Annotated in this window: 8 protein-coding genes; 7 read left to right on the top strand and 1 reads right to left on the bottom strand. The window is 57.8% G+C overall.

Going from position 1 to position 14,580, the window contains the following annotated elements; translation table 11 throughout:
* The first annotated feature begins 1 nt into the window (after position 1).
* From rpoB to AC2FIT_RS03020, 4 genes are all read left to right on the top strand, one after another.
* A complete protein-coding gene (gene rpoB, locus AC2FIT_RS03035) occupies positions 2-4,135 on the top strand; it encodes a DNA-directed RNA polymerase subunit beta (protein ID WP_496826535.1) in 4,134 nt (1,377 codons plus the stop codon).
* A gap of 49 nt (positions 4,136-4,184) precedes the next feature.
* Positions 4,185-8,426, top strand: coding sequence for a DNA-directed RNA polymerase subunit beta' (gene rpoC, locus AC2FIT_RS03030; RefSeq protein WP_496826533.1), 4,242 nt, complete (start codon positions 4,185-4,187; stop codon positions 8,424-8,426).
* A 273-nt stretch (positions 8,427-8,699) separates the two neighbouring features.
* Positions 8,700-9,326 (top strand): NAD(P)H-dependent oxidoreductase, encoded by a 627-nt coding sequence (locus AC2FIT_RS03025; RefSeq protein WP_496826531.1) that lies wholly within the window; start codon positions 8,700-8,702, stop codon positions 9,324-9,326.
* A 57-nt stretch (positions 9,327-9,383) separates the two neighbouring features.
* Positions 9,384-10,253 (top strand): DMT family transporter, encoded by an 870-nt coding sequence (locus AC2FIT_RS03020; protein ID WP_496826529.1) that lies wholly within the window; start codon positions 9,384-9,386, stop codon positions 10,251-10,253.
* On the opposite strand, the gene AC2FIT_RS03015 is transcribed toward AC2FIT_RS03020, so the two are convergent.
* Complete coding sequence (locus tag AC2FIT_RS03015; protein ID WP_496826527.1) at positions 10,238-11,053, bottom strand: putative rhamnosyl transferase; 816 nt, start codon at positions 11,051-11,053, stop codon at positions 10,238-10,240. The two genes, AC2FIT_RS03020 and AC2FIT_RS03015, sit on opposite strands and share 16 nt — an antisense overlap.
* Positions 11,054-11,449: 396 nt before the next feature.
* On the opposite strand from AC2FIT_RS03015, the gene rpsL reads away from it, so the two are divergent.
* Genes rpsL through fusA form a run of 3 tightly spaced genes read left to right on the top strand, consistent with a single transcriptional unit; the run spans position 11,450 to position 14,443 of the window.
* A complete protein-coding gene (gene rpsL / locus AC2FIT_RS03010; RefSeq protein ID WP_005980675.1) occupies positions 11,450-11,821 on the top strand; it encodes a 30S ribosomal protein S12 in 372 nt (123 codons plus the stop codon).
* Positions 11,822-11,836: 15 nt separating this feature from the next.
* Positions 11,837-12,307, top strand: coding sequence for a 30S ribosomal protein S7 (rpsG, locus tag AC2FIT_RS03005; protein ID WP_039529242.1), 471 nt, complete (start codon positions 11,837-11,839; stop codon positions 12,305-12,307).
* 18 nt (positions 12,308-12,325) lie between these two features.
* On the top strand, positions 12,326-14,443 hold the full coding sequence (fusA, locus tag AC2FIT_RS03000) for an elongation factor G (protein ID WP_496826524.1): 2,118 nt from the start codon (positions 12,326-12,328) through the stop codon (positions 14,441-14,443).
* Positions 14,444-14,580 lie beyond the last annotated feature (137 nt).

Here is a 14,580-nt window from a genome sequence, read left to right as displayed (position 1 = left end):
CATGGCTCAAACGTTCCTTGGCCAGAAACGTCTTCGTAAATATTACGGCAAAATCCGCGAAGTGCTGGAAATGCCGAACCTCATTGAGGTCCAGAAATCTTCTTATGATCTTTTCCTGCGCTCTGGTGATGCGGATCAGCCGACCGAAGGCGAAGGCATCATGGGCGTGTTTCAGTCGGTTTTTCCGATCAAGGACTTCAATGAAACCTCCGTTCTGGAATTCGTGAAATACGATCTTGAAAAACCGAAATACGACGTTGAAGAATGTATGCAGCGCGACATGACCTACAGCGCGCCGCTGAAGGTTACTCTGCGCCTGATCGTTTTTGATGTTGATGAGGACACTGGCGCCAAATCCGTTAAAGACATCAAGGAACAGGACGTGTTCATGGGCGACATGCCCCTGATGACGCCGAACGGGACCTTCATCGTAAACGGGACCGAACGTGTGATCGTGTCCCAGATGCATCGTTCGCCCGGTGTGTTCTTTGACCATGACAAAGGCAAGACCCATTCTTCGGGCAAGCTGCTGTTTGCCTGCCGCATCATCCCGTATCGCGGCAGCTGGCTGGACTTTGAGTTCGACGCCAAGGACATTGTCTACGCACGTATCGACCGCCGCCGCAAGCTGCCTGTGACAACCCTGCTTTATGCGCTGGGTCTTGATCAGGAAGCGATCATGGACGCGTATTACGACACCGTGTCCTACCAGCTGGACAAGAAAAAGGGCTGGATTACGCCGTTCTTCCCCGCGCGTGTGCGCGGTACGCGCCCGACCTACGACCTTGTTGATGCGAAATCCGGCGAAGTGATTGCCGAAGCGGGTAAGAAAGTTACGCCGCGCGCGGTTAAAAAGCTGATCGACGAAGGCACTGTCACTGACCTGTTGGTTCCGTTCGACAACATTGTCGGCAAATTTGTTGCGAAGGACATCATCAACGAAGAAAACGGCGCGATCTATGTCGAAGCCGGTGATGAGCTGACCCTGGAATACGACAAGGACGGCGACCTGATCGGCGGCACTGTGAAAGAGCTGATGGATGCTGGCATCACCGACATCCCGGTTCTGGACATCGACAACATCAATGTCGGCCCCTACATGCGCAACACTATGGCGCAGGACAAGAACATGGGTCGCGAAAGCGCGCTGATGGACATCTACCGCGTCATGCGTCCGGGTGAACCGCCCACAGTCGAGGCTGCGTCGGCTCTGTTCGATACCTTGTTCTTCGACAGCGAGCGCTATGACCTGTCCGCAGTTGGCCGTGTGAAGATGAACATGCGCCTGGCTCTGGACGCGCCGGACACCCTGCGCACGCTGCGCCGCGAAGACATCGTGGCCTGCATCAAAGCGTTGGTGGAACTGCGTGACGGCAAAGGCGACGTGGACGATATCGACCACCTCGGCAACCGCCGTGTGCGTTCGGTCGGAGAACTGATGGAAAACCAGTACCGCGTTGGCCTGCTGCGCATGGAGCGCGCGATCAAAGAGCGTATGTCGTCGGTCGAAATCGACACCGTCATGCCGCAGGACCTGATCAACGCGAAACCGGCTGCGGCTGCTGTTCGCGAATTCTTCGGCTCGTCGCAGCTGTCGCAGTTCATGGACCAGACCAACCCGCTGTCGGAGGTTACCCACAAACGCCGTCTCTCGGCGCTTGGCCCCGGTGGTTTGACACGTGAGCGTGCGGGCTTTGAGGTTCGCGACGTGCACCCGACCCACTATGGCCGGATGTGCCCGATTGAAACGCCGGAAGGTCCGAACATCGGTCTGATCAACTCGCTGGCCACCTTTGCCCGTGTGAACAAGTATGGCTTCATCGAAACACCGTATCGCGTTGTCAAAGACGCCGAGGTGACCGATGAGGTTCACTACATGTCCGCGACCGAGGAAATGCGTCACACCGTGGCGCAGGCGAACGCGACGCTGGATGAAAACGGCAAGTTCATCAACGATCTGGTTTCGACCCGTCAGGCTGGTGACTACACTCTGGCTCCGCGTGAGAATGTGGACCTGATCGACGTGTCACCTAAACAGCTGGTCTCGGTCGCTGCATCGCTGATCCCGTTCCTTGAAAATGACGACGCCAACCGCGCTCTGATGGGCTCGAACATGCAACGTCAGGCGGTTCCGCTGCTGCGCGCCGAAGCGCCGCTGGTCGGTACCGGGATTGAGGAAAAGGTTGCGATCGACTCGGGCGCTGCGATCCAGGCGAAACGCGCCGGTATCATCGACCAGGTCGATGCCCAGCGTATCGTTATCCGCGCCACCGAGGATCTGGAACTGGGCGACGCGGGCGTTGACATCTATCGTCTGCGCAAATTCCAGCGTTCGAACCAGAACACCTGCATCAACCAGCGTCCGCTGATTAAGGTGGGTGACACCGTCCAGAAGGGCGAGGTCATTGCCGATGGTCCGTCGACCGATATGGGTGAGCTGGCCTTGGGTAAGAACGTGGTCGTCGCGTTCATGCCGTGGAACGGTTACAACTATGAAGACTCGATCCTGATCTCGGAACGTATCGCGCGTGATGACGTCTTTACCTCGGTCCATATCGAGGAGTTTGAAGTCGCTGCCCGTGACACCAAGCTGGGCCCGGAAGAGATCACCCGCGATATCCCGAATGTCGGTGAAGAAGCGCTGCGCAACCTCGACGAGGCTGGCATCGTTTACATCGGCGCGGATGTTGAGCCGGGCGATATTCTGGTTGGCAAGATCACTCCGAAGGGCGAAAGCCCGATGACGCCGGAAGAAAAGCTGCTGCGCGCCATCTTTGGTGAAAAAGCATCTGACGTGCGCGACACCTCGCTGCGCGTGAAGCCGGGCGACTACGGTACGGTTGTTGAGGTTCGCGTCTTCAACCGTCACGGCGTCGAGAAAGACGAGCGTGCGCTGCAGATCGAGCGTGAGGAAGTCGAACGCCTGGCCCGTGACCGGGACGACGAGCTGGCGATCCTTGACCGCAACATCTATGCGCGTCTGCAAAGCCTGATCCTTGGTAAAACCGCTGTCAAAGGCCCGAAAGGCGTCAAGGCGGGATCGGTGATCACCGAGGAGTTGCTGGATACCCTGACCCGTGGTCAGTGGTGGCAGCTGGCGCTGGAAGGTGAGCAGGACGCACAGATCGTAGAAGCTCTGAACGAGCAATACGAAGTGCAAAAGCGTGCTCTGGACGCCCGCTTCGAGGACAAGGTCGAGAAAGTCCGCCGTGGCGACGACCTGCCGCCGGGTGTGATGAAGATGGTCAAAGTCTTCATCGCCGTGAAGCGTAAGCTGCAGCCGGGCGACAAGATGGCCGGTCGTCACGGGAACAAAGGTGTGATTTCCAAGGTTGTTCCGATGGAAGACATGCCATTCCTGGCCGATGGTACGCCGGTTGACTTCTGTCTGAACCCGCTGGGTGTGCCTTCGCGTATGAACGTGGGTCAGATCCTTGAAACCCACATGGGTTGGGCCGCGCGCGGTCTGGGTCTGAACATCGACGACGCTCTGGGTGAATATCGCCGGTCTGGCGACCTGACCCCGGTGCGCGAAGCGATGAAGCTGGCCTATGGCGAAGATGTCTACGAAGAAGGCATCATCGGCATGGACGAGGATGGCTTGATCGAGGCTGCGGGCAACGTGACCCGTGGTGTTCCGATCGCGACCCCGGTTTTCGACGGTGCCAAAGAGGCTGACGTGAACGACGCGCTGGTGCGTGCGGGCTTCTCGGAAAGCGGTCAGTCGGTTCTGTTCGACGGTCGTACGGGTGAGCAATTCGCGCGTCCGGTGACCGTGGGCATCAAGTACCTGCTGAAACTGCACCATCTGGTTGACGACAAGATTCACGCGCGTTCGACCGGGCCGTACAGCCTGGTCACCCAGCAGCCGCTGGGCGGTAAGGCGCAGTTCGGTGGCCAGCGCTTTGGTGAGATGGAGGTCTGGGCTCTGGAAGCTTACGGCGCCGCCTACACCCTGCAGGAGATGCTCACCGTGAAATCGGATGACGTCGCCGGCCGGACCAAGGTCTATGAGTCGATCGTCAAGGGCGAGGATAACTTTGAAGCGGGCGTACCGGAATCGTTCAACGTTCTGGTTAAAGAAGTCCGTGGCCTCGGCCTGAATATGGAACTCCTGGATGCGGAGGAAGAGTAGGGGCGGCAACGCCCCGAACTCATCCCATCCCAATTTGTAAGGACGCAAAATGAACCAGGAAATCACCAACAACCCGTTCAACCCGCTGACGCCGCCGAAGGTTTTCGACGAGATCAAGGTCTCGTTGGCCAGCCCTGAACGGATTCTGTCTTGGTCCTATGGTGAGATCAAGAAACCCGAAACCATCAACTACCGGACGTTCAAGCCTGAACGTGACGGTCTGTTCTGCGCGCGTATCTTTGGCCCGATCAAAGATTACGAATGTCTGTGCGGCAAATATAAGCGGATGAAGTATCGTGGCGTTGTCTGCGAGAAATGCGGTGTGGAAGTCACCCTGCAGAAAGTCCGCCGTGAGCGTATGGGCCACATCGAACTGGCCGCGCCTGTTGCGCATATCTGGTTCCTGAAATCGCTGCCGTCCCGTATCGGTCTGATGCTGGACATGACGCTGCGCGATCTGGAACGCGTCCTGTACTTTGAAAACTATGTCGTCATCGAGCCCGGTCTAACCGACCTGACCTACGGCCAGATGCTGACCGAAGAAGAGTACATGGATGCCCAGGATGCCTATGGCATGGACGCGTTCACCGCCAATATCGGTGCCGAAGCCATCCGTGAGATGCTGGCCCAGATTGATCTGGAAGCCGAAGCCGAGCAGCTGCGCGCTGATCTGGCCGAAGCAACCGGCGAGCTGAAGCCCAAGAAGATCATCAAGCGTCTGAAGGTTGTTGAATCCTTCCTCGAGTCGGGCAACCGGCCCGAATGGATGGTGATGACCGTGATCCCGGTCATTCCGCCGGAACTGCGTCCGCTGGTTCCGCTGGATGGTGGCCGTTTCGCGACGTCGGATCTGAACGATCTGTATCGCCGCGTCATCAACCGGAACAACCGTCTGAAGCGTCTGATCGAGCTGCGCGCGCCTGACATCATCGTCCGTAACGAAAAGCGGATGCTGCAGGAATCGGTTGACGCTCTTTTCGACAACGGCCGTCGTGGCCGCGTGATCACCGGTGCCAACAAGCGTCCGCTGAAATCGCTGTCAGACATGCTGAAAGGTAAGCAGGGCCGCTTCCGTCAGAACCTTCTAGGTAAGCGCGTCGACTTCTCGGGCCGTTCGGTTATCGTGACCGGCCCCGAGTTGAAGCTGCACCAGTGTGGTCTGCCCAAGAAGATGGCGCTGGAGCTGTTCAAGCCGTTCATCTACTCGCGCCTTGAAGCCAAAGGTCTGTCTTCGACCGTGAAACAGGCGAAGAAACTGGTCGAGAAAGAGCGTCCCGAAGTGTGGGATATCCTCGACGAGGTGATCCGCGAACACCCTGTGATGCTGAACCGTGCGCCGACGCTGCACCGTCTTGGCATTCAGGCGTTCGAGCCGGTTCTGATCGAAGGTAAAGCCATCCAGCTGCACCCGCTGGTCTGTTCGGCCTTTAACGCCGACTTCGACGGGGACCAAATGGCCGTTCACGTCCCACTGAGCCTTGAGGCCCAGCTGGAAGCGCGTGTTCTGATGATGTCGACGAACAACGTTCTGTCGCCAGCAAACGGTGCGCCCATTATTGTCCCGTCGCAGGATATGATCCTGGGTCTCTACTATGTGACCCTGGAACGCGAAGGCATGCCGGGCGAAGGCAAGGTCTTTGGTTCGATCGACGAAGTTCAGCATGCGCTGGATTCCGGCGAAGTGCACCTGCACACCAAGATCACCGCCCGGATCACGCAGATCGACGACGAAGGCAACGAAGTTCAGAAGCGTTACGAGACCACTCCGGGCCGTTTGCGCCTGGGGGCTCTGCTGCCGATGAACAACAAGGCGCCGTTCGAGTTGGTCAACCGTCTGCTGCGTAAAAAAGAAGTGCAGCAGGTGATCGACACCGTCTATCGTTATTGCGGTCAGAAAGAGTCAGTCATCTTCTGTGACCAGATCATGTCGATGGGCTTCAAAGAAGCCTTCAAGGCTGGCATCTCGTTCGGTAAGGACGACATGGTCATCCCGGACGACAAGTGGGGCATCGTGGATGACACCCGCGGTCAGGTCAAGGACTTTGAACAGCAGTACATGGACGGCCTGATCACTCAGGGCGAAAAGTACAACAAAGTTGTTGATGCCTGGTCGAAGTGTAACGACCGCGTGACTGAAGCAATGATGAGCACCATCTCGGATGTCGCCAAGGCAGAAGACGGGTCGGACATGGAACCGAACTCGGTCTACATGATGGCCCACTCCGGTGCGCGTGGCTCGGTTACTCAGATGAAACAGCTGGGCGGCATGCGTGGCCTGATGGCCAAGCCGAACGGCGATATCATCGAGACGCCGATCATCTCGAACTTTAAAGAAGGCCTGACCGTTCTCGAGTACTTCAACTCGACCCACGGTGCCCGTAAGGGTCTGTCGGATACCGCTCTGAAAACGGCGAACTCGGGTTACCTGACCCGCCGTCTGGTGGACGTGGCACAGGACTGCATCGTTCGTGAGATCGACTGCGGAACCGAGCGAGCGATCACGGCTGAGGCAGCGGTGAACGACGGTGAGGTTGTTGCCTCGCTGGCCGAACGTGTATTGGGCCGTGTGGCCGCTGATGATATCCTGCGTCCGGGTACGGAAGAGGTGATCGTGGCTGCAGGGCAGTTGATCGATGAGCGTATGGCCGACAACATTGATGAGGCCGGTGTCCAATCGACCCGCATCCGTTCTCCTCTGACCTGTGAGTCCGAGGAAGGCGTCTGTGCCACCTGCTACGGTCGTGACCTTGCCCGCGGTACAATGGTGAATACAGGTGAAGCTGTCGGCATTATTGCTGCTCAGTCCATCGGTGAACCAGGTACACAGCTGACCATGCGGACCTTCCACATCGGTGGTGTTGCGCAAGGTGGTCAGCAGTCGTTCCAGGAAGCCAGCCAGGAAGGCGTTGTTTCGTTTGAAAACCCGCAGATTCTGGTGAATGCTGCAGGCGAAAGCCTGGTCATGGGCCGGAACATGAAGATGGTAATCAAGGACGAACATGGCGAAGAGCGTGCCAGCCACAAGCTGGGCTACGGCTCAAAGCTGTTCGTCAAGGACGGCACCAAGGTGGCCCGCGGCGACAAGTTGTTCGAATGGGATCCCTACACCCTGCCGATCATCGCCGAGAAAGCCGGTACTGCGAAATACGTTGATCTTGTTTCGGGCCTTGCTGTCCGCGATGAGACCGACGAAGCAACCGGCATGACCCAGAAGATCGTTGTCGACTGGCGCGCCGCCCCAAAAGGCAGCGACCTGAAGCCCGAGATCATTCTGGTCGGTGAAGATGGCGAACCGGTCCGCAATGATGCGGGCAACCCGGTCCACTATCCGATGTCGGTGGATGCGATCCTGTCGGTCGAAGACGGCCAGAAGATCGAAGCTGGTGACGTTGTTGCGCGTATCCCGCGTGAAGGCGCCAAGACCAAGGACATCACCGGTGGTCTGCCGCGTGTGGCCGAACTGTTCGAAGCGCGTCGTCCGAAAGATCACGCGATCATCGCAGAAGCCGATGGTTACGTGCGCTTTGGCCGCGACTACAAGAACAAGCGCCGCATCAGCATCGAACCGGCTGACGAGTCCATGGAGACCATCGAGTACATGGTACCCAAGGGCAAACACATCCCGGTCGCCGAAGGGGACTTCATCCAGAAGGGTGAATACCTGATGGACGGTAACCCGGCTCCGCATGACATCCTGTCTATCATGGGCGTCGAAGCGCTGGCGGATTACATGATCGACGAGGTGCAGGACGTTTATCGCTTGCAGGGCGTGAAGATCAACGACAAGCACATCGAGGTTATCGTGCGCCAGATGTTGCAGAAGTGGGAGATCCTGGATTCAGGCGACACCACCCTGCTGAAGGGCGAGCATGTCGACAAGCAGGAGTTCGACGCGGCCAACGAGAAGACCATCGCGCGCGGTGGTCGTCCGGCACAGGGCGAGCCGATCCTGCTGGGGATCACCAAAGCCTCGCTGCAGACGCGTTCGTTCATCTCGGCGGCCTCGTTCCAGGAAACCACCCGAGTGCTGACCGAAGCGTCGGTTCAGGGCAAAAAGGACAAACTGGTCGGCCTGAAAGAGAACGTTATCGTCGGACGTCTGATCCCCGCCGGCACTGGTGGGGCGACCCAGGCCGTGCGTCAGGTTGCGCAGTCCCGCGATAACGTCGTGATCGAAGCCCGCCGGGAAGAGGCGGAAGCCGCCGCCGCCCTGGCCGCTCCGACCATTGATGACGACATGGTTGGTGACGAGTTGGACGTTATGGTGGAAACCCCGGAAAGCCGCGAGTAACCTCCGACCGGAAGCAAAAAGAAAGGCCCTGCGAACGCGCGGGGCCTTTTTGCGTGCGGGCTCTGAAACTATCAGAAGTGTGTAGCCTTCCAGGATTTGTGACCGGGTTCGCGAAAAACCCTCTTGATCTCAACCTACCTTGAGATTCGATAGTGACGCGGAGCATGCGGATTGAGCTATACCGTTCAGCTTGCACCGTAGTGTGACGCCGCCAGCTTCTGCGGACGGTTGTGCAATTTGCTCACAATGACAATTCCAACCCGGAGCTTTCACATGCACGTCCTGACCGTCCTAGACCATCCTAACCCCGCCTCGTTTAGTTTTGCCGTGGCCCGGCATTTCATGGATGGCGCTACGGTGGCGGGGCATTCGGTTGAGCTTGCAGACCTGCACGCGGAAGGTTTCGACCCGCGCTGGTCGATGGCCGACATTGAGCCGGACGGTCACATGTCCGCACCGCCGGACGTGGTTGCGGAGCAGGACAGGATTGCCCGGGCGGACGCAATCTGTCTTGTGTTTCCGTTGTATTGGTGGGGCATGCCCGCGATGACCAAGGGCTGGGTTGACCGCGTTTGGAACTGGGGGTGGGCCTATGATCAGTTGGATGACCCCGAAAGATCGCTTCAACGGCCCCGATCCGGTGTTCTGTTGATCCCCGCTGGCGCGCGTTCAGATGAGATTGAGGGCGAAGGATACCTGGCTGCCATGGAAACAGCCTGGATGAAGGGAACATTCGGCTATTTTGGTTTCTCTCCCCGAAAACTCGAACTGCTTTGTGGTGCGACGGGCTCTGAAAAACGGCGGCAGGCGCTTCTTGAAAAAAGCTACCGGGCGGGTCTGGACCTGCAACCTCCGCGACAGGTTCGGCAGGGCGAAAAAAGTATCACGGTGCCTGGTTGACATCCTTACGGACGACGGGGCCAATGTCCCGAGAAATCCAGACCGGACCAGACCAAGATGACGCCAAACGTTATGGGTGCTTTGCTGATGATGGGCAGCATGGCCGCATTTACCATCAATGATACACTCGTCAAAGCGGCAGGTGCAGAAGTGCCCTTATTCCAGATGGTTGCAATGCGTGGCGTGTTGGCGACAATCCTAGTCTACCTTCTGGCGCGTCATCTGGGGGCGCTGCATCTGAATTTTCCGCGTCATGACAAATGGCTGGTTGCCGCGCGGTGCCTGGCCGAACTGTCGGCAACCTTTTTCTTTCTGACCGCATTGCTTCACATGCCTTTGGCGAATGTCACGGCGGTTTTGCAGGCCTTACCATTGACCGTGACACTGGGTGCCGTGCTGCTGTTTCACGAACAGATCGGGTGGCGCCGTGTCGTCGCGATTGCCTTGGGATTCGTCGGCATGCTGACGATCGTCAGGCCCGGACCGGACGGGTTCAGCATCTATGCGATTTACGCGTTGATCGCGGTGGCGTCGGTTACGGCGCGCGACCTGATCACACGGCGTATGTCTTCTCACGTGCCCTCGCTCGCGGTCACATTGGCGACCACCGTGACGATCACCTTGGCGGCGACTGTTGCTTCGTTTGGGACAGGTTGGCAGCCGGTTCCGGCTGGGGCTGGGATTATGATTGCATGCGCCGCTGTGTTCGTGCTGGCGGGGTATCTGTTCAGCGTCATGGTCATGCGTGCGGGCGATGTTGGTTTTGTTGCCCCATTCCGGTATTCCAGTCTGATCTGGGCCTTGGCGCTGGGGTGGCTGGTGTTCGGCGATTGGCCGGACACGCTTACGATGTTTGGGGCAACTCTGGTCGTTGGGGCAGGGCTGTTCACCTTTTTCCGCGAACGCCAGTCTTATGCAAAAGAATGAGCCCGCCGTACCGCGTTCTGGTCGATGGCAAAACGTGCGATGAACTCACCTTCTAGTTCAGGGCTTAGGGCAGGCAGATCTTTGGTACTGTTTCGCGCGCCCCAGGAGTCATTTGAACCGTTCAGAGTGCGCACCCACATGGGCGCGTCCGGGTAGCTGACGACAGGCATGAAACGACCGATGCGGTGATGTGTGAAGCTGATGATCGTCTGTTTGCTTCCACCAGAGACATACATGCCCAGTCCGACGCCAAGAAGTGATTTGAAGGTTTCTTCCGCCCTGATCCCGTTTGCATCCATTCGGGCAACGAAACCCTTGTTGAAATCTATGCCGATCGTGCGATTTCTGGCCATAAGCGGTTTGCAGTCCTCGACCGCTTCGCGCAGGCGTTCCACGAAATCGACGGAAACGGCGTCGTCGTCATCATGGCGAAACTGCAGGCAGGCTTGGTTGGGGTCTGTACGGGCCGCGTTCAGAATGTCTTTCATGATGTGGCGGTGCGATTTGTCGGTTTCGGCTGATTTTTGAAGTATCCTGATCTGCTTGATGTCGGCTGTCAGGTCGTTCAGCCGCTCAAACGCTGATCTGGGAAGGCAATCACCGACGACTATCAATAGCTGATAATCCTCATCCGTGTGTTCCCGAAAACACGGCAGGGTGGAGGTTTCGAAAAGCCGGAACCTCTCTTCCAGTCGCTTGGGGTTGTACAGATGCCGGCGCCGGTCTTCGAGTGTTTCATGTTCGATCTGAAAACTGCCCAAGGCGGGGAAGGAAAAGCGGCAAAGGCCAATTACTTGCATGGTGCATCCATCATCAGAATTCTGGGCCGACTATGCCGGGCCACGTCCTGGCCCGCAACGCAGGACAGGGCTGGATGTCCGTCCCGGACCCAAGTAACCGCACGATTCCCGGCCAGATTGGCGCAAGCAGGCTTGTGCTGTTGACACTTGCGCCGACTCCCCCTATTACGCGCGTCATCTCGGTGCCGGGGGCCGCCCCATAACCGATTTCAGTAATGAACTGGTCAAGACCCGGACAATTTTGTCGTTCGCGTCCTCTGATAACCAACCGCGACGTTCACCTCGGAATGGGAACGCTCGCGGGTTTTGCGCTTGTGGACGCATGAGTGCAGCGAATTTAACCGCACGCAACGCGCGTGCATGTCATGTGTGTTGCAAAACGGGGAAGAAACCGGAATGCCAACTATTCAACAGCTGATCCGCAAGCCGCGGCAGCCGAAAGTCAAACGCTCGAAGTCCATGCACCTGGAGCAGTGCCCGCAAAAACGCGGCGTCTGCACACGTGTTTATACAACCACGCCGAAAAAGCCGAACTCGGCTATGCGTAAGGTTGCCAAGGTACGCCTGACCAACGGGTACGAGGTCATCTCGTATATCCCCGGTGAAAGCCACAACCTGCAGGAACACTCGGTTGTTCTGATCCGTGGCGGCCGTGTAAAAGACCTTCCCGGTGTGCGTTACCACATCCTGCGCGGTGTTCTGGACACTCAGGGCGTCAAAGACCGTAAGCAGCGTCGTTCGAAATACGGCGCGAAGCGTCCCAAGTAAGAAGGAGAGGCTGATATGTCACGTCGTCACGCCGCCGAAAAACGCGAAGTCCTGCCTGACGCCAAGTTTGGCGATAAGGTTCTGACGAAATTCATGAACAACCTGATGATCGACGGCAAGAAGTCGGTCGCAGAGCGCATCGTTTACAACGCGTTTGACCGTGTTGAGAACAAGATCAAGCGCGCACCTGTCGAAGTGTTTCACGAAGCGCTCGACAACATTAAACCGTCGGTTGAGGTTCGCTCGCGCCGGGTTGGTGGTGCAACCTATCAGGTTCCGGTCGAAGTGCGCCCCGAGCGCCGCGAAGCACTGGCCATCCGCTGGTTGATCACCGCTGCGCGCGGACGCAACGAAAACACAATGGAAGAGCGCCTTGCCGGTGAGCTGCTGGACGCTGTTCAGTCCCGCGGTACCGCCGTTAAAAAGCGCGAAGACACCCACAAGATGGCTGAGGCGAACAAAGCCTTCAGCCATTACCGTTGGTAATCCCAGAGGTTTAGACACATGTCACGCGAATATCCTCTCGAACTGTACCGAAACTTCGGTATCATGGCGCATATCGACGCAGGTAAAACCACCTGTTCGGAACGTATCCTGTTTTACACTGGCAAATCCCACAACATCGGTGAGGTGCACGATGGTGCAGCCACCATGGATTGGATGGAGCAGGAGCAGGAACGCGGCATCACCATCACCTCGGCTGCGACCACCACCTTCTGGGAGCGCACCGAGGACGGTCAGACCGCCGATACGCCCAAGCACCGCCTGAACATCATCGACACCCCCGGCCACGTTGACTTCACCATCGAAGTCGAGCGCTCGCTGGCGGTTCTCGACGGTGCCGTCTGCGTTCTGGACGCAAACGCCGGTGTTGAGCCCCAGACCGAAACCGTGTGGCGTCAGGCTGACCGCTACAAGGTTCCGCGTATGGTCTTCGTCAACAAGATGGACAAGATCGGCGCTGATTTCTTCAACTGCGTTCGCATGATCGAAGACCGCACTGGCGCACGTGCTGTTCCGGTTGGTATCCCGATTGGTGCTGAATCGGAGCTGGAAGGTCTGATCGACCTCGTCACCATGGAAGAATGGCTGTGGCAGGGCGAAGATCTGGGCGCAAGCTGGATCAAAGCGCCAATCCGCGACAGCCTGAAGGACATGGCTGACGAGTGGCGCGGCAAGATGGTCGAAGCGGCTGTCGAGCAAGACGACGACGCCATGATGGAATACCTGGAAGGCAACGAGCCCGACGTCGCAACCCTGCGCGAACTGCTGCGCAAGGGAACCCTTGCGCTGGACTTCGTTCCTGTTCTGGGCGGTTCGGCGTTTAAGAACAAAGGCGTTCAGCCACTGTTGAATGCCGTGATCGACTATCTGCCCAGCCCGCTGGACGTTGTTGATTACATGGGCTTCAAACCCGGTGACGAAGAAGAAGTTCGTGACATTGCGCGTCGCGCCGACGACAACATGGCCTTCTCGGGCCTTGCGTTCAAAATCATGAACGACCCCTTCGTTGGCTCGCTGACGTTCACGCGCATCTACTCGGGCGTCATGAAGAAGGGCGACTCGATCCTGAACTCGACCAAAGGCAAGAAAGAGCGCATCGGTCGTATGATGATGATGCACTCGAACAACCGGGAAGAGATCGAAGAAGCGTTTGCAGGCGACATCATCGCGCTGGCGGGTCTGAAAGACACTACCACCGGTGACACCCTGTGTGACGCGAAGGATCCGGTGGTTCTTGAAACCATGACCTTCCCCGATCCGGTGATCGAGATCGCGGTTGAGCCCAAAACCAAGGGTGACCAGGAGAAGATGTCTCAGGGTCTGGCCCGTCTGGCCGCCGAAGACCCATCCTTCCGCGTGGAAACTGACCTGGAATCGGGTCAGACCATCATGAAGGGCATGGGCGAACTTCATCTGGACATCCTCGTGGACCGCCTGAAGCGTGAGTTCAAGGTTGAGGCGAATATCGGCGCCCCTCAGGTGGCATATCGCGAAACCATCTCGATGCCGGTTGAGCACACCTACACCCACAAGAAACAGTCGGGTGGTTCGGGTCAGTTCGCCGAAGTCAAGCTGGAGATCCAGCCGACCGAGCCGGGTGAAGGCTATTCGTTCGAAAGCCGCATCGTTGGTGGTGCCGTTCCGAAAGAATACATCCCTGGTGTTGAAAAAGGCATCAACTCGGTCATGGATAGCGGCCCGCTGGCTGGTTTCCCCGTGATCGACTTCAAGGTTGCCCTGCTGGACGGTAAGTTCCACGACGTTGACTCGAGCGTTCTGGCGTTTGAAATCGCGTCGCGGATGTGTATGCGTGAAGGCATGCGCAAAGCTGGCGCGAAACTGCTGGAACCGATCATGAAGGTCGAAGTGATCACCCCGGAAGAATATACCGGCGGTATCATCGGCGACCTGACCTCGCGTCGTGGCCAGGTGTCTGGTCAGGAACCGCGCGGCAACGCCATTGCGATCGACGCGTTTGTTCCGCTGGCGAACATGTTCGGCTACATCAACACCCTGCGTTCGATGTCGTCGGGCCGTGCCCAGTTCACCATGCAGTTCGACCACTACGATCCGGTTCCGCAGAACATCTCGGACGAGATCCAGGCGAAATACGCATAAGCAAAGATTTGAGGGAGCGCGGTTCACGGGCTCCCTTCATTACCGAAAAAGGAGGCCATCATGGCAAAGGAAAAGTTTGAGCGTACAAAACCGCACGTCAACATCGGCACGATTGGCCACGTTGACCACGGCAAGAC

It is taken from the genome of Ruegeria sp. YTSA135, from assembly GCF_059610165.1.
This window is presented reverse-complemented; position numbering and strand designations above follow the sequence as displayed.

Excerpts from the sequence above, each read along its gene's own strand:
- AC2FIT_RS03025 (WP_496826531.1), top strand. The coding sequence starts at position 8,700 with ATGCACGTCCTGACCGTCCTAGACCATCCTAACCCCGCCTCGTTTAGT.
- rpsG (WP_039529242.1), top strand. The coding sequence starts at position 11,837 with ATGTCACGTCGTCACGCCGCCGAAAAACGCGAAGTCCTGCCTGACGCC.
- rpoB (WP_496826535.1), top strand. The coding sequence starts at position 2 with ATGGCTCAAACGTTCCTTGGCCAGAAACGTCTTCGTAAATATTACGGC.
- rpsL (WP_005980675.1), top strand. The coding sequence starts at position 11,450 with ATGCCAACTATTCAACAGCTGATCCGCAAGCCGCGGCAGCCGAAAGTC.
- AC2FIT_RS03015 (WP_496826527.1), bottom strand. The coding sequence starts at position 11,053 with ATGCAAGTAATTGGCCTTTGCCGCTTTTCCTTCCCCGCCTTGGGCAGT.
- AC2FIT_RS03020 (WP_496826529.1), top strand. The coding sequence starts at position 9,384 with ATGACGCCAAACGTTATGGGTGCTTTGCTGATGATGGGCAGCATGGCC.
- rpoC (WP_496826533.1), top strand. The coding sequence starts at position 4,185 with ATGAACCAGGAAATCACCAACAACCCGTTCAACCCGCTGACGCCGCCG.
- fusA (WP_496826524.1), top strand. The coding sequence starts at position 12,326 with ATGTCACGCGAATATCCTCTCGAACTGTACCGAAACTTCGGTATCATG.